We start from the raw sequence: 14,560 nt of genomic DNA on the forward strand, positions 1-14,560 counted from the left end.
CTGGACGGTGACGGGCGCGATGGTGGCCATCTCGGGCGCCTTGTCCTGCTCGGCGCGCTGGAGTTCTGCGTAGAACACCGCGATCGTCCCCGTCAGGCTGACGATGTAGAGCAAGGCGCCAGCGATCAGCCCGATCGCAGCGTGGGCCGACAGCGCGCGCTTGACGGTCGAAGGGTCCGGAGCAGTGGTCATGAAAGCAGTCCTGCGGCCAGCGCGGGCCATGTCGGCAAAGAGGAAATGGCCAGCACCTTGATCTGCCCGCGCCGCGCAGGCTGCATGAGCACGGCATAGGCGATCAGCATCCACGCCACCGGCATGGCGAAGAACGCCAGCGCCAGAGCATTGGCGAGGCTCCATCCCAGCATCCGCCCCAGCGCCGCAATCGCCAGCGCCGCGCCCACCGAGGGCAATGCCGAGACGATGCCGACCAGCACGAACGTCAGCACGCGCCCGCCGAGGCGCAATGGTTCACTGCTCTCGGGCAGCATTCCGGCGCGGCGGTTGGAAGCGGCTGCCTTCGCAGGCTCCGAGACGAGCGCCGCATGGACCAGCAGCACGAAGGCCGCGCCCATCGACCAGAGCGCAGCAATGGAGGTGCCCCACGCCCCGGCGCCCATCCAGCCGACCACGGAGGAAACGAGCAGAAGCGCCCAGCCGAGGGCATTCAAAGGCATCGAGCGCCGGGCTTGCCGCCACGCAAGGCGCAAGACCGCGACACCGGCAATGCCCGCCGCGGAGGCGAGCAGCAGAAGCATGTCTCCGGACGTCACTGCTTGCTGCTCGGGCCGAAGAATCGAAATGCGCGCATCAGTTTCCCTTGCCTCTCTCAAAGGTCAACTAATGCGATCAATTTTCAATAGCAAGGTAAGGGCTGGTTTGCTCTGGACGCGCTCCGGAGACCACCATTGCTTCGTTTACAAAGATGGGGCTGCGATGGGCTTGGAGTGGACCGAGCGTGACGGTGTTTGTCTGAAAACATCATCCGTCATCCCCGCGAAGGCGGGGATCCATCTGACGCCGGTGCAACCGGCACCGTCAGGAAGGAGATGGGCTCCCGCCTTCGCGGGAATGACAATGATACAGGTGACGGCGATCACGCTGTAGAATCGAGAACTAGGAAGAAGGACGCGGCCTTCACCGCGCCCCTCCCCTCCGCCAATCAGAACTTGATCGAAACGCCTGCTGTCGCGCGGTCGGTGTGGTAATCACCCTGCCGCACGATCGCGTACTCGACGCGCATCTTGATGCCGTTGGTCAGCTTGAGCCCCAGTTGGCCACCTGCCTCGAACGAGTCCTTGTCGGCATCGACGCTCGACACCAGCCAGTCGGCCGCGCCCAGTTCGGCGGTGCGCACGGCCGTCGCGTCCTTGAGTTCGTGGCGCCAGTTGCCGAACAGCCCGGCCTCGACCGGATTGCCGACGCCGATCGCCAGTTCCGCGCCCAGCTTGGTCTGTGCGCTGGTCCACTTCTCGCTCGGCATGGTCAGGCCGATGACGGTGGAACCCGTTTCGGCCACCGAACCCGCCTTGCTGCGCGCGATCTCGATCCCGGCGACGGGCCGGATCACCGAACGATCGCCGAGCTTGAGGTCTACCTTGGCTTCCAGTGCGGCCGTCAGCGTCTTGATCTTGTAGCTGTCGGTGGCGCGCTGGTTGCCGGTCATCAGGCCGACGTTGCGGATCGTATCGAGGCTCGCCTCGTTGTAGCCCACCACGAGGCCCAGCGAGAGTGCACCGAAACGATGCGCGCCGTAACCGAAGGCGGACCAGGTCTTGATGGCCGCCGAGCTGCCGACATCGCTGTACATGTCGCCGTCTGTATAGCTGCCGCCGATACCGATCCGGGTGCCGTCGATGTTTACCGCGTTGATGCCTGCGATCACGCCGTGCGCCTTGCGGTCGTAGCCATAAGCGGTGCCGTCCTCGCCCACTTCAGTGGACTGGCCGATGTAGCGACCCCATGCGGTCGCACCCTTGCGGGTCGATTCCACGCCGCAGCCATCGTCGGTGCCTTGCGGCGCCGGGTCGGTGAACTGGCCGGGCGTCTGCACCGCAGGCGAGCAGCCCCAGGGTTCCTGCGCGGCGCTCAGCGCGGTCTGGCTGATGTCGCGCGCAGAACTCAGCGCCATCTGCAGCGTGTCGGCATGGATCTCGCCACTGATCTGCGAGAAGGCATAGCCCAGTTCCCCTGCGTCGTAGCCGTAGAGGCCGCTGAACAGCGGATAGTAGGTTCCGCTGCGCGCGCCGGCCGCCGGACGGACGCCGTCGAGCCCGGCCGCTGCCCATACCGCGTTGCGCTTCCATCCCGCGCCCGCGCCGAACGTGGCGAAGCTGGTCGGGGTCACCGCCGCGAGCACCTGCGTCGAGCGATAGATCACGTCGAAGCGCGTGTTGGCCGCAAGTCCCGAACTCGGCTGCACCACCGAATCGAACGCCCCCGAGCCGACCGCGCCGCCATCGACGATCACGAAAGTATCGCCCACCACCGGAGTGAAGGTGTTGTTGCCGCCAGTGATCCCGCGCAAGGTCGGCGCAAGGATGCCGTTGGGCTGGAACGTCGCGCCGGTGGTCAAGGCCAGGCGATCGTAAGTGCCCGCGCCGCCCGCCGCGTTGTAGGTGCGGCCGTCGATCTCGACTTCGAAGGTCGCGTCGTCGGCAAGGGTCACGTCGCCCGCCGCGACGACCAGCGTGCCGGGGCTGTTGCCCGGGGCGAGCGTGCCGCCGGAATTGACCGTGACGTCGGCCACGATTGTGCCGCTGCCGCCCAGCCGCGCGCCGTCGTTGACGGTGACACTCGCGGCCGAGAGCGCCGAATTGACCAGCAGCGCACCGCCATCGACCACGAAGCCTTCGTTGAGCGTGCTGATCGCGCTCGACAACGTCAGGGCGCCCGCGCCGGTCTTGGTCATGCCGCCAACGCCGGTCAGGCCGCCGGTCAGCCCGACGTCGAAGCCGTTGCTGTCGATCGTGCCGCCCTGGCTCTGGACCGTGAACGCGGTGGCCACGTCACCGCCCGAGGCGAACTGCAGGGTGCCGCCGACGAAGTTCGGATTGACGTCGCCATCGTTTACTTCCTGCGTCGTGTAGAACGCCTTGGCGAGATCGATGTCTGGAATGTCGCCGCCGATCGGGATCAGCACGTCGGAGCCGCGCGTAAGGTCGGTCGCGGGGTCGAAGTCGACGTTCGCGTTGGCGCTGGGAATGGCGTTGCCGAAGCCGTCGACATAGACATAGCCCGAGTGCGCGCCGTATGGGCAGTCGAGCGCTACGAAAAGCAGATCGTAGTCATGGCCCGCGACCATGTCGATGTCCTCGACCTTCCAGTCGCTCGTCACGTAACGCCCGGCCTGGCGGAAGATCGTCGTGTTCTGCGCGGTATAGGCGCTGTAGGCGATGTTGTTGATGACCTTGCCGGTCGTCTTGTCCACCACCTTGATGATGAACGAGGGACTGTCGGTCGCTCCGTGCGACGGCTCGAGTATCGCATTCCAGGCGTAGTAGAGCTTGTTGCCGGTGTAATTGGCGACCGACTGAGAGAGCGCGGTGACGCCATAGTTGGGGCTCATGTCGTTGAGCCGGATCGCGTGGTTGCCCGCGAACACGGTCGGCGTGCCGGTGAACGGATCGAGGTCGCCCGCATTGGTGATGGTGTAGGAATTGGGCGCCCCTGCCCAGGTCGAGTCCGCAGGCGGCCATTGCGCCGTGCTGGTCCAGGTGCCCCCGGTGAGCACCCAGCCGGTGGTGTCGCCGCTTTCGAAACCCGGATTGACGACGGTTTGCCCCAGGGCCGGCGCCGCCAGAGCCAGAGAAGCCGCAAGCGCCATGGCGCTGACCGCACCCCGCGCGTTGATCAGGCATGCGTTGATCAGGCACGGGGCCGCGTTCACGGCAAGCGTGTTGGGTGTCGCACTACCAAACATGATGTCCCCCTCATGACGAAGCAAAGATGCCTCGAGCGCAGGGACTAACTCACGCAAAGACGGGCGAATAGTAATCAACCCTGTCAGGAAAATTACAAGGCCGGTTATCTTGTTAACAGAGAGACTTTTACTAGTGTATACTTAGATACACTAGAAATTCCAAGTTTCTGGAAGACATACGAAAAAGGCGTCGCCGGGGTACGGCGACGCCTTTTCGAACATATGCGGTGCGATCAGGCCAGCACGCCGTGGCAGTGCTTGTACTTGTTGCCGGAACCGCAAGGGCACGGCGCATTGCGGCTAATCTGGAGATCGGCCCAGGGGTTGCCCTCGCCGCTTGCACCTGCCGGAGCACCTTGCACGACACCCTCGGGGCTGCCCGCGAGGTTGCCGAACAGTTGCGCCATCTGCGCCGAACCATCGCCGTCCGCCGAATTGTCGAGACCGGTGAACGGATCGATGTGGCCGGTCAGGAAGTCCGGCAGTTCAGGCAGCTGCGTCTGCTCGGGCATGCGCAGTTCGCTGACCGAGATGATGCGCGTCACGTCTTCGCGGATACCGTCGAGCATGCGCTCGAACAGGCCGAAGGCTTCCTGCTTGTACTCGTTGATCGGCTGCTTCTGGGCATAGGCGCGCAGGAACACCACCTGGCGCAGCGCGTCGAGCGTGGCGAGGTGTTCCTTCCAGTAGTGGTCGAGCCGGTCGAGCAGGATCGACTTCTCGACCTGGCGCCAGATCGCCGGGTCGTCCTGGCTCATCTTCGCGGCCATGTGGGCATCGGCCAGCTCGGTGATGCGCTGTTCGATGTCCTCGGGCTCGAGGCCGTCCTCCTCGATCCACGCCTCGATCGGGGCGTCGATGGCGAGGATGTCCTGCACCTTCTCCTTGAGGACCGCGATGTTCCAGTGCTCGGGGTAGGAACCGGCCGGGCAGGCATCGGCGACGAGCGAGTTGATGGTGTCATGGCGCATGTCCACCACGACATCGTCCACCGCCTCGGCGTCCATGATGTCGGAGCGCTGCTCGTAGATCACCTTGCGCTGGTCGTTCATCACGTCGTCGTATTCGACGACCTGCTTGCGGACCTCGTAGTTGCGCGCCTCGACCTTCTTCTGCGCCGTCTCGATCGCCTTCGACAGCCATTTCGAGCCGATCGCCTCGCCGTCGGCCAGATTGCTGTTCATCATCTTGGAGAACAGCGTGTCGGGGCCGAAGATGCGCAGCAGGTCGTCTTCGAGGCAGAGGTAGAACTTCGACAGGCCCGGGTCGCCCTGACGGCCCGAACGGCCGCGCAGCTGGTTGTCGATGCGACGGCTCTCATGGCGCTCGGTGCCGATGACGCAAAGGCCGCCAGCTTCGAGGACGAGGCGCTTCTGCTCGCCTACCTCGGCCTTGATCTTCGCGATCGCGGCGTCGCGCTCAGGCCCCTCAGGCATGTCGCGCAGTTCGTCCTCGACGCGGAATTCCACGTTGCCGCCCAGCTGGATGTCGGTGCCGCGGCCCGCCATGTTGGTGGCGATCGTCACGGCACCGAGCGAACCTGCCTGCGCGACGATATGCGCTTCCATCTCGTGGAAACGCGCGTTCAGGACCGAGTGCTTCACGCCTTCCTTGTTGAGGAAGTCCGACAGCAGTTCCGACTTCTCGATCGACACGGTGCCGACGAGGACCGGCTGGCCGGTCTCGTACTTCTCGCGGATCAGCTTGGCGATGGCGGCGAACTTGTCGAGCGTGTTCTTGTAGAACTCGTCCTCCTCGTCCACGCGCTGCACCGGCACGTTGGTCGGAATGGTGACGACGTTCATCTTGTAGATGTCGTAGAATTCCGGCGCCTCGGTCGCGGCGGTGCCGGTCATGCCCGAGAGCTTGGGATACATGCGGAAGTAGTTCTGGAAGGTGATCGAGGCGAGCGTCTGGTTCTCCGGCTCGATCTTGACGCCTTCCTTGGCCTCGACCGCCTGATGCAGGCCATTCGACCAGCGGCGGCCGTCCATCATGCGGCCGGTGAACTCGTCGATGATGACGACCTTCTCGTCCTTGACGATGTAGTCGGTGTCGCGCTTGAACATCATCACGGCCTTGAGGGCCTGGTCGAGATGGTGGACGACCTGCGTGTTCTCGACATCGTAGAGGTTCGAGCCTTCGAGCAGCCCGGCGGCCTCGAGCATGCGCTCGGCCTTCTCGACGCCGTCCTCGGTCAGCGAGATGTTCTTGGTCTTCTCGTCCGCCTCGTAGTCCTCGGGCAGCAGCTGCTTCACGATCGCGTCGACCTGGACGTAAAGCTCGCTCTTGTCGTCAGTCGGGCCGGAAATGATCAGCGGGGTGCGCGCCTCGTCGATCAGGATCGAGTCGACTTCGTCGACGATCGCAAAGTTGAAGGGGCGCTGCACCATCTGGCTGCGCTCGTGCTTCATGTTGTCGCGCAGGTAGTCGAAGCCGAATTCGTTGTTGGTGCCGTACGTGATGTCGGCGCCGTAGGCATCACGGCGTTCCCACTCGTTGAGGTTCGGCACGATCACGCCGACGGTCAGGCCGAGGAAGCCATGCAGCTTCTCCATCTGCTCGGCGTCGCGGCGGGCAAGGTAGTCGTTGACGGTGACGACGTGGACGCCCTTGCCTTCCAGCGCGTTCAGGTAGGTCGGCGCGGTCGCCACGAGGGTCTTGCCCTCACCCGTGCGCATTTCCGCGATCTCGCCGCGGTGGAGCACCATGCCGCCGATCATCTGCACGTCGAAGTGGCGCATGCCGTACACGCGCTTCGAGGCTTCGCGCACCGTGGCGTAGGCTTCGGGCAGGATGTCGTCGAGCGTGGAGCCGCTGGCCAGCATCTCGCGGAACTTGGGGGTCTGGGCGGCGAGTTCCTCGTCGCTCATGGCCTCCATGGCGGGCTCGAAGGCGTTGATCTGGGCGACGATCTTGTCGAGCGACTTGACGTAACGCTCGTTGGACGAGCCGAAGATGGACTTGACGAGTGCGCCGAGCATGGCGGTGAACCCCTGTTTTTCGTGAATTACATATGGTCGGTGTACGCGGCCCAAGCTCACAAGGAGGCGGCCGAACGACCGGGCGCGTGAATAAGCTCGCGAGGATGCGAAAGTTGCCGGGCGGCGCGCTTATTGGCGCGCGCGGTCTATCCCGGTGAACACCGCCGGCACGGCGACCGGCGCGAAGGCGACCGGCTGCTGCGGCGCATGAAGCCGCGTGTTGCGCAGTCCCGGTTCGGGCAGCCGCGCAAGGGCGACCGGCGCACGCGGCGCCTTGGCGGCGACTTCATGGGCGGCCAGGACCTGCACCGCCGACACCCGCGACACACAGGCCTCGGCCGGGCCGACTTGTGCGGCGAGCCCGGTAAGCAGGGCAAGCAGGGTCAGGATCAGGCGATGGGCCATAGGGAACGTCAGATAGGGTCGATGACGGGATGTGTCCACATGCGTTTGCGGCAAAGCGCACGTGGGCCTGCTTGCCCCGACTATCGACACGCAGGCGCTCAAGGCTTGCGGGCGAACAGGATCACGTGCTCCAGATCATCGCCGCCGACGGTATCGCCGGTCATCGCCTCGACCGGCACGACCTCGACCATGAAGCCCGCTTCCGCCAGCAACGCGGCGAACGCCGCATCGGGCGTCGCAGACCAGATTGCAAGCATGCCACCGGGACGCAGTGCCCGCATCGCCGCGTCCAGTCCTTCGCGGGAATAGAGCCAGTCGTTGATGCGCCGGGTCAGCCCTTCCGGGCCGTTGTCGACGTCGAGCAGCACCGCATCGTAGGCACCGCGCGCCGAATCGATGAGGATCGCCACATCGTCCTGCACCAGCTGGACGCGCGGATCGTCGAGGCATTCGCCGGTGTAGACCCGCATCGGGCCGAGCGCCCAGTCGATGATCTGCGGGACGATCTCTGCCACGGTCACTTCGGCGGCGTCGTCCAGAACGGCCAACGCCGCACGCAAGGTGAAGCCCATGCCATAGCCGCCGATCAGCCACTGCGGATCGGGACGCAGGCCAAGCCGATCGCACGTCATCGTGGCAAGCGCTTCTTCCGACGCGTAGAGGTCGGTGCTCATGAGTTCATGGCGATCGAGGAGAATGACGAACTCGCCTTCGCTGCGCACCAGGCGCAGGCGATCGCCGTTCGGCACATAGGCGACGTCGATCAGTTCGTCGCCCTCTTCAAGCTGGAGGCCGGGGCCTGGAGCGGATTCGAGGACCGGATGGTCGTCCGCAGGCGCGGCGGCCTCGGCCGGGATCACTTACGGCGGGCTTTGCGCGCGGCGTAGCGGGCATCTCGCGCGGCCTTGCGCTCTTCCTCGGTCAGTTCGGGCTTGGGCGCGTTCGCAGCGGCAGCTGCGGCCTTTTCCTCGGCTTCGCGCTCGCGGCGTTCCTTGGCGGCTTGGCGCTTTTCGGCCTGGGCCTGCTCGCGCGCCTGCGCCTTGGCGATACGCTCGGCCTGAACGGCGGGATCGATGGGGGTCTTCGCCTTGAGCTTTGCGAGCGCCTTTGCACGCGCTTCGGCTGCGGCGTTACGGCGGGCGTCGAAGCCCGGTTCCTTGTATGCTGCCATTACCTGCTACTTGATCTCTTTTTCATGCGTACCGTGCTGCAGGCAAGCGGGCCGACGATGCCGGAACCCGCCTGCCGCAAGGTTCAGGCGACCTGGAGGTTCACCGCGGAAGTCTTGCCACGGCGATCGGTTTCCAACTCGTACGACACGCGCTGGTCGCGGTCGAGCGTACGCAGACCGGCGCGCTCCACAGCCGAAATGTGCACGAAGGCATCGCCGCTGCCGTCCTCGGGCGCGATGAAGCCATAGCCCTTGTCGGCATTGAAGAACTTCACAGTTCCGGTGATCATGAACTTATTCCCTTATCCGTATCGTCTACGGCCTCGAACCCGCTTGGCACGAACCGCGCCTCTGGGGCCACTGAGAATAAGGAGTGCGATTGAGACGCCCAACATTCGACCAGGGCGACATCAGCGGCGGCGCTATAGCAGCGTTCGCGAGCCCTGTCACTGTTCACGCGGCGGGCACTGCTTGATACCCTGAAAAGCGCGGTTTCCTACAGGCATATGGCGACGGTAACTTGCGGGCGATGATCCTCCCCGCCCGCCCCCCTGCTCCTCCCGCGCCGTGGCGTCGCAAGGTGACACATTGCGCGTACAAGGTGACAGGTTCGCCGCGCAAGGTGACAGGTTTACCTCGCAAGGTGACACTTTCAGGGCCGGATGTGTCACCTTGCAGGGCCAAGGTGACACCTTTTCCCTCTGGACCGTGTCAACCGTGTAAACCTGCGTCACCTTGCAGCGCATCCGGCCGCGCGCTAGTCGCTCGGGCAATCGAAATTCCCGGACCTGTTTCCGGCCTCCACTGAAGGACTTACCCACCCCATGACGCAACCCCGTCTGGACGTCATCGCCATCGGCAACGCCATCATCGACGTCATCGGCAACTGCTCGGACGCGCAGATCGAGGAACTCGGCCTGGTGCGCGGCGGCATGCAGCTGATCGACGGCGATCAGGCCCGCACCCTCTATGACGCGATGGGCCCGGCCCGCGAAGTCTCGGGCGGGTCGGCCGCCAACACGCTGGCGGGCCTCGCCGCGCTGGGCGCCAAGTGCGGCTTCATCGGCCAGGTCGCGGACGATCAGCTGGGCGAGGTCTTCACCCATGACATCCGCGCCGGCGGCATCGAGTTCGACGTTCCCGCCCGCGCCGGCGAGACGCCGACCGCGCGTTGCCTGATCTTCGTCACCGCCGATGGCCAGCGCACGATGAACACCTTCCTCGGCGCCTCGCACCTGCTGTCCGCCGACATGGTGGCCGACGCGACGATCGCCGAGGCGGCCGTGCTCTACCTCGAAGGCTACCTGTGGGACCCGGTCGAGCCGCGCGCGGCGATGCGCAAGGCGATCGCGGCGGCGCGCGCCGCCGGCCGCAAGATCGCCTTCACGCCGTCGGAATCGTTCATCATCGATATGCACCGCGGCGATTTCCTGTCGCTGATCGACGATGGCCTGATCGACCTCCTCTTCTGCAACGAGACCGAGCTGGCGACGCTGACCGGCCTGTCTTCGTTCGAGGACGGCATCGCGATGCTGGCGGCCAAGGTTGCGGTGCTGGTCGTCACCAAGGGCGCCGAGGGCGCCGTGGCGCTCTCGGGCGGCGAGCGTGCCGAAGTTGCCGCGCAGCCGATCGAGCGCGTGGTCGACACCACCGGCGCCGGCGATCTGTTCGCGGCGGGCTTCCTCTACGGCCACGTGCGCGGCAAGGGGCTTGAGGAAAGCCTCAAGATGGGCGCAATCTGCGCGAGCGAGATCATCTCGCACTACGGCGCGCGTCCTGAGTGTGACCTCGCGGACTTCGTCGCTGCACGTATGTAAGGAGAGACCCGGTTTGAGCTGTCCCGCGCTGATCGACTTCGAAGCGAGCTGCCTGCCCGAATATGGGCAGTCCTATCCCATCGAAGTCGCGGTGGCGCGGATCGACGGCTCGAACCGGGCCTGGCTCATCAAACCTGCCGAGGTCTGGCGCTACTGGGACTGGTCGGACGAGGCGGAACAGCTTCACGGCATCACCCGGCAGATGCTCGACGACGAGGGCCTGCCACCCGCGCAGGTTCTGGCGGAAATGACCGAGTTCGTGGCCGGGTGCCCGGTCTATGCGGACGCCGATCTCGACGAATTCTGGCTCGAAGTGCTGTGTCAGGCGGTGGGGGCGAAGCTGCCGTTTCCGGTGCACTACCTCGGCGAGTTCCTCAAGGACGGCGGCTATTCGCGCCCGCAGGTGGTCGCCGCGCTGGAAGAGGCGAAGCGCCTGCTGCCCAAGGAACATCTGGCGCGCGAGGATGCCAAGCGGCTGGCGATGGTGGTCAAGCTGCTGGTGGACGGCGAGGTGGAACCGTCGTCCCGGACTTGATCCGGGACCGGTGGCTGTCTTTAGGCTAGCGCCATCGCCGAGGCGCCTTGACGATGGCAAGGCTGTTCACGACCAGCGGACCCAGCATTCGCTGGGACGACGTTTTATTGCCCGCCCCGCTGCGCGCTCTGCAATTGCGCTGCGCACTGCGCCTTCCTCTGATCCCGCGCCGCTGACAGCGACTGCGCCGCCTGCGAAGGCAGCGCGCAGTCCTGCGCCGGGCGGATCGGGTGCTTGGCGAGGCAGCCGCTGCGGGTGCTGAACAGGTCGTCGGCGCAGTCGTCGAAGGCGGCCTGGTCGGCGTCGTGCATCGCCTGGCACGCCTGCGTCCAGCGCTGACGATAGGCACTTTCGGAGGAATCGGTGCACTGTCCGTAGGCTGCCTGCGCCTCCTGTTCACGCCGGGCGCGTTCGGCCAGCGCGCGCGATTGCTCGGCGGCCCTGGACTGCTTCTCCGCCATCGCGAGCGTCTGCTGGTGGATGTCCTGCGCGGGCAGGTAGATGCCATAGTAATACCCCACGCCCGCCCCGCCCATCAGGGCGCCGAGTGCGAGGCACAGCTTCAGGATCGGGTCGGCGTGCTTAAGCATGGCTCTTTTCGCGCGCCACTTCGCGCCAGCCGATGTCGCGGCGGGTGAAGCCGGTGGGGAAATCGATCGCGTCGACGGCGGCATAGGCCTTGGCCTGCGCCTCGGTCACGCTGCCCGCGCGGGCGGTGACGGCCAGCACGCGCCCGCCGCTGGCGACCAGTTCGCCGTCCTTCAGCGCGGTGCCCGCGTGGAAGACTTTGGCGCCCTCCGCCTCGGCCTCGGCCACGTTGCGGATCGCGCCGCCCTTGGCCGGGGTGCCGGGGTAGCCGTCGGCGGCCATCACCACCGTCAGCGCGACGTCGTCCGAGAAGCGCGGCGGCTCGATCGCGGCAAGGCGGTTCTCGGCGCAGGCGTGCAGCAGTTCGACGAGGTCCGATTCGAGCCGCATCATGATGACCTGGCATTCCGGGTCGCCGAAGCGGCAGTTGTACTCGATCAGCTGCGGGCCCTTGGCGGTCAGCATCAGGCCGAGGAACAGCACGCCGGAATAGGGCATGCCCTCGTTGGCGAGGGTGCGCACGGTCGGCGCGATGATCTTCGTCATCGCCTCGGCCTGCAGTTCCGGAGTGAGCACCTTGGCCGGGCTGTAGGCGCCCATGCCGCCGGTGTTGGGGCCGGTATCGCCGTCGCCGACGCGCTTGTGGTCCTGCGCCGAGGCGAAGGGGACGATGGTGGAGCCGTCGGTCAGCGCGAAGAAGCTGGCTTCCTCGCCTTCGAGGAATTCCTCGATCACCGCTTCCGCGCCTGCTTCACCGAAGCGCCCGGCGAAGATGTCGCGCACGGCCGCTTCTGCCTCGTCCATGGTCATCGCCACGGTGACGCCCTTGCCCGCTGCAAGGCCATCGGCCTTGATGACGACGGGGGCGCCGAACTTCGCCAGCGCGGCCATCGCCGTCGCCTCGCTGGAGACGCGCTCGTAGCCGCCGGTCGGGATGTTCGCGCGGGCGCACAGGTCCTTGGTGAACCCCTTGGAGCCTTCGAGCTGCGCCGCTGCCTTGCTGGGGCCGAACACCGCGAAGCCCTCACCCCGCAGCGAGTCGGCAAGGCCGTCCACCAGCGGCGCCTCGGGGCCGATGACGACGAGGCCGATCACGTTCGCCTCGCAGAAGGCCAGCACGGCGGCGTGGTCGGTCGCGTCGAGGTCGATGCACGTCGCGAGGCTCGAAATGCCGGGGTTGCCGGGGGCGGCCCACAGGGTATCGCAGCGCGGGGATTGCGCCAGCTTCCAGGCCAGCGCATGTTCGCGGCCGCCCGAGCCCAGTAGCAGGATGTTCATTTCCCGTGCCTTCCGATCAATTCTACGACGATGATTACAATGACGGTCGTTCGGGGGGGCTGGTAGCGAAGGAGTCGGCCGGGGACAACGCCGCGCCGCTCTCGATCAGCGAGATTTCGAATCTCCTCAAGCGCACGGTGGAGGACCGCTTCGGCTTCGTGCGCCTGCGCGGCGAACTGTCGGGCGTGAAACGCGCGGCCTCAGGCCACCTCTACTGCGCGCTCAAGGACGACAAGGCGGTGATCGACGGGGTGATGTGGAAAGGCGGCGCCCAGCGCCTCGCCTTCCGCCCCGAGGACGGCGTCGAGGTCATCGCCACCGGCAAGCTGACGACCTATCCCGGCCGCTCGAAGTACCAGATCGTCATAGAGACGATGGAGATCGCAGGCGAAGGCGCGCTGCTGGCGCTGCTCGAAAAGCTGCGCGCCCGCCTCGCCGCCGAGGGCCTGTTCGCGCCCGAGCGCAAGCGGCCGCTGCCCTATCTGCCGCAAGTGATCGGCGTCGTCACCTCGCCCACCGGCGCGGTGATCCGCGACATCCTCCACCGCCTCGCCGATCGCTTCCCCAGCCGGGTGCTGGTCTGGCCGGTGCTGGTGCAGGGCGAGGGCGCGGCGGCGCAAGTGGCGAACGCCGTGCGCGGCTTCTCGGCCATCCAGCCCGGCGGTCCGGTTCCCCGCCCCGACCTCGTGATCGTCGCGCGCGGCGGTGGTTCGATCGAGGACTTGTGGAGCTTCAACGAGGAGATCGTCGTGCGCGCCGTCGCCGATTCGACGATCCCCGTGATCTCGGCGGTCGGGCACGAGACCGACACCACCTTGTGCGACCATGCTGCCGACCGCCGCGCACCGACGCCCACCGCTGCAGCGGAAATGGCGGTGCCGGTGCGTGCCGAACTGGTGAACCAGATCGACGAGATGGGCTTGCGGATGCGCCGCTGCGCGCTGCGTCCGGTTACGCTGGGGCGCGAACGGTTGGACGCGCGCGTCCAGCGCCTGCCCAAGCCCGAGGCGATCCTCGCCGCCAAGGCGCAAAAACTGGACGAACTCTCCGAGCGTCTGCGCCGGGGCCTGCAGGACCGCGCCGCCGCCAAGGGCCGCGCCTTGCAACAGGTCGCGGGCCGTCTGTCGCTGCCGCTGCTGCGCCACCGCGTGCAGGTCTGTGACGAGCGGCTGACGCGCATCGGCCTGACCCCGCGCCTGCTCGAACGGCGCTGGATGCTGGCGCGCGATGCGCTGGCGCCGGTGAATCGCGTGTTGCCGCAACTCGACCCACGCCTGCCGCTGCAGCGCGGTTACGCGCTGGTGAAGTCCTCTTCGGGCGCCGCGCTGACCACACGCGAAGCGGCGCTGCGCGAGGGCAGTCTGGTGATAGAGTTCCGCGACGGCGAACTGCCGGTCACCACGCGAGAGGGCACCGAGGCCGTCACGCCGCGGCCAGCACCGGCCAAGCCCGCGCGACAGTCTTCAAGCCCGCCACGACAGGGCGATTTGTTCTGAGGCGGCGGCTCTGCTAGGATCACGGCCATGTTGATGTCCTCCGCAGACCGCCCCGCCAAGCTCGCTTACGGCCCGAACGGCTTTCGCGTGCTCAGCCCGGGCCACTACGTCACGTGCGCCGTAACCGGCGAGCAGATTTCGCTCGAAACCCTCCGTTACTGGAGCGTCGAGCGCCAGGAAGCCTACGCGACCGCCGAGATCGCGACGAAACGTCTCCTCGGACAGGTCTGAGCCCGCCACCATGACGCGCCGCGTGAAGGGGCTCGTATCGCTGGCGGTGATCGCGGCCGCTGCGGCCGTGTCGCTGCCGCTTGTGGCCCTGCGCGCCGCGCAACCCGTCGCCCCGGTGGCCCCGGCCGCACCGCCG

At 66.5% G+C, this 14,560-nt stretch carries 14 protein-coding genes; 4 read left to right on the forward strand and 10 right to left on the reverse strand.

Annotated features, from left to right (window positions below; all coding sequences use genetic code 11):
* The 8 genes from LH128_RS16870 to LH128_RS16905 form a co-directional block, all read right to left on the reverse strand.
* Nucleotides 1–192, reverse strand: a 192-nt coding sequence (locus tag LH128_RS16870) for a PepSY domain-containing protein (protein WP_008830874.1), incomplete at its 3' end; no start/stop codon positions are given.
* Complete coding sequence (locus tag LH128_RS16875) at nucleotides 189–755, reverse strand: hypothetical protein (protein ID WP_008830875.1); 567 nt, start codon at nucleotides 753–755, stop codon at nucleotides 189–191. The genes LH128_RS16875 and LH128_RS16870, both read right to left, overlap by 4 nt.
* Nucleotides 756–1,159: 404 nt before the next feature.
* Entirely contained in the window at nucleotides 1,160–3,919 is a 2,760-nt protein-coding gene (locus LH128_RS16880; protein ID WP_008830876.1) for an autotransporter family protein, read from the reverse strand.
* A gap of 233 nt (nucleotides 3,920–4,152) precedes the next feature.
* Complete coding sequence (secA, locus tag LH128_RS16885; protein ID WP_008830877.1) at nucleotides 4,153–6,903, reverse strand: preprotein translocase subunit SecA; 2,751 nt, start codon at nucleotides 6,901–6,903, stop codon at nucleotides 4,153–4,155.
* Nucleotides 6,904–7,032: 129 nt separating this feature from the next.
* A complete protein-coding gene (locus LH128_RS16890; RefSeq protein WP_008830878.1) occupies nucleotides 7,033–7,308 on the reverse strand; it encodes a hypothetical protein in 276 nt (91 codons plus the stop codon).
* Nucleotides 7,309–7,406: 98 nt separating this feature from the next.
* Nucleotides 7,407–8,168 (reverse strand): spermidine synthase, encoded by a 762-nt coding sequence (locus LH128_RS16895; protein ID WP_008830879.1) that lies wholly within the window; start codon nucleotides 8,166–8,168, stop codon nucleotides 7,407–7,409.
* Nucleotides 8,165–8,479 (reverse strand): DUF6481 family protein, encoded by a 315-nt coding sequence (locus LH128_RS16900; RefSeq protein WP_008830880.1) that lies wholly within the window; start codon nucleotides 8,477–8,479, stop codon nucleotides 8,165–8,167. The genes LH128_RS16895 and LH128_RS16900 overlap by 4 nt, the downstream gene beginning before the upstream one ends.
* Before the next feature lie 83 nt (nucleotides 8,480–8,562).
* Nucleotides 8,563–8,769 carry a cold-shock protein gene (locus tag LH128_RS16905; RefSeq protein WP_008830881.1) on the reverse strand — a complete coding sequence of 69 codons (207 nt, stop codon included), beginning with the start codon at nucleotides 8,767–8,769 and terminating at the stop codon, nucleotides 8,563–8,565.
* A 534-nt stretch (nucleotides 8,770–9,303) separates the two neighbouring features.
* Here LH128_RS16905 and LH128_RS16910 point away from each other — a divergent pair.
* Together LH128_RS16910 and LH128_RS16915 are read left to right on the forward strand one after the other, a co-directional pair.
* Complete coding sequence (locus LH128_RS16910) at nucleotides 9,304–10,296, forward strand: adenosine kinase (RefSeq protein ID WP_008830882.1); 993 nt, start codon at nucleotides 9,304–9,306, stop codon at nucleotides 10,294–10,296.
* A 13-nt stretch (nucleotides 10,297–10,309) separates the two neighbouring features.
* Nucleotides 10,310–10,831, forward strand: a complete 522-nt coding sequence (locus tag LH128_RS16915) for a 3'-5' exonuclease (protein ID WP_008830883.1) — start codon at nucleotides 10,310–10,312, stop codon at nucleotides 10,829–10,831.
* A 104-nt stretch (nucleotides 10,832–10,935) separates the two neighbouring features.
* On the opposite strand, the gene LH128_RS16920 is transcribed toward LH128_RS16915, so the two are convergent.
* Together LH128_RS16920 and purD are read right to left on the reverse strand one after the other, a co-directional pair.
* On the reverse strand, nucleotides 10,936–11,421 hold the full coding sequence (locus LH128_RS16920; RefSeq protein WP_008830884.1) for a hypothetical protein: 486 nt from the start codon (nucleotides 11,419–11,421) through the stop codon (nucleotides 10,936–10,938).
* Entirely contained in the window at nucleotides 11,414–12,697 is a 1,284-nt protein-coding gene (gene purD, locus LH128_RS16925; RefSeq protein ID WP_008830885.1) for a phosphoribosylamine--glycine ligase, read from the reverse strand. Before purD ends, LH128_RS16920 begins: the two co-directional genes overlap by 8 nt.
* A gap of 5 nt (nucleotides 12,698–12,702) precedes the next feature.
* On the opposite strand from purD, the gene xseA reads away from it, so the two are divergent.
* Both xseA and LH128_RS16935 read left to right on the forward strand, forming a co-directional pair.
* A complete protein-coding gene (xseA, locus tag LH128_RS16930) occupies nucleotides 12,703–14,193 on the forward strand; it encodes an exodeoxyribonuclease VII large subunit (protein ID WP_008830886.1) in 1,491 nt (496 codons plus the stop codon).
* Nucleotides 14,194–14,220: 27 nt separating this feature from the next.
* Nucleotides 14,221–14,424, forward strand: a complete 204-nt coding sequence (locus LH128_RS16935) for a DUF2093 domain-containing protein (RefSeq protein WP_008830887.1) — start codon at nucleotides 14,221–14,223, stop codon at nucleotides 14,422–14,424.
* The last annotated feature ends 136 nt before the right edge of the window (nucleotides 14,425–14,560 follow it).

The organism is Sphingomonas sp. LH128 (assembly GCF_000293195.2).
Lineage (GTDB): Bacteria > Pseudomonadota > Alphaproteobacteria > Sphingomonadales > Sphingomonadaceae > Novosphingobium > Novosphingobium resinovorum_A.

What these genes read in the sequence shown, in the direction of transcription:
- LH128_RS16875 (WP_008830875.1), bottom strand. Translation starts at nt 755, where the DNA reads ATGCTTCTGCTGCTCGCCTCCGCGGCGGGCATTGCCGGTGTCGCGGTC.
- LH128_RS16880 (WP_008830876.1), bottom strand. Translation starts at nt 3,919, where the DNA reads ATGTTTGGTAGTGCGACACCCAACACGCTTGCCGTGAACGCGGCCCCG.
- secA (WP_008830877.1), bottom strand. Translation starts at nt 6,903, where the DNA reads ATGCTCGGCGCACTCGTCAAGTCCATCTTCGGCTCGTCCAACGAGCGT.
- LH128_RS16890 (WP_008830878.1), bottom strand. Translation starts at nt 7,308, where the DNA reads ATGGCCCATCGCCTGATCCTGACCCTGCTTGCCCTGCTTACCGGGCTC.
- LH128_RS16900 (WP_008830880.1), bottom strand. Translation starts at nt 8,479, where the DNA reads ATGGCAGCATACAAGGAACCGGGCTTCGACGCCCGCCGTAACGCCGCA.
- LH128_RS16905 (WP_008830881.1), bottom strand. Translation starts at nt 8,769, where the DNA reads ATGATCACCGGAACTGTGAAGTTCTTCAATGCCGACAAGGGCTATGGC.
- LH128_RS16910 (WP_008830882.1), top strand. Translation starts at nt 9,304, where the DNA reads ATGACGCAACCCCGTCTGGACGTCATCGCCATCGGCAACGCCATCATC.
- LH128_RS16920 (WP_008830884.1), bottom strand. Translation starts at nt 11,421, where the DNA reads ATGCTTAAGCACGCCGACCCGATCCTGAAGCTGTGCCTCGCACTCGGC.
- purD (WP_008830885.1), bottom strand. Translation starts at nt 12,697, where the DNA reads ATGAACATCCTGCTACTGGGCTCGGGCGGCCGCGAACATGCGCTGGCC.
- LH128_RS16935 (WP_008830887.1), top strand. Translation starts at nt 14,221, where the DNA reads ATGTTGATGTCCTCCGCAGACCGCCCCGCCAAGCTCGCTTACGGCCCG.